The organism is Acinetobacter sp. AL9 (genome assembly GCF_041464035.1).
GTDB classification, from domain to species: Bacteria; Pseudomonadota; Gammaproteobacteria; order Pseudomonadales; family Moraxellaceae; genus Acinetobacter; species Acinetobacter towneri.
The window spans coordinates 1-202 of sequence record NZ_JAYFSK010000321.1 but is presented as its reverse complement, the minus strand read 5'-3'; the positions used below and the strand labels follow the sequence as shown (position 1 = coordinate 202).

The 202-nt window shown below is 49.5% G+C and carries 1 protein-coding gene; it reads left to right on the top strand.

The genetic code is table 11. The features are described from left to right. The coding region (locus ACEO2X_RS14895; protein WP_371972234.1) for a transposase at positions 1-202 on the top strand (202 nt) is incomplete at both ends.

The following is a 202-nucleotide window of genomic DNA, read 5'->3' as shown; positions in this document are numbered from 1 at the left end:
TGACTGGATAGGTCGCTGCGGTGTAGAACTGGAGCCTCTGGCCAATGCCTTAAAAGAGGTGGTACTACAACAGCAGGTGCTGCATGCAGATGAAACACCGGTCACCATCATGCGGATGGGTGAGAATGATAAAAAACCGAAGAAAGGTTATGTCTGGGCCTATGCCACTACACAGTACAATCCAGTTCAGGCGGTGATCTAT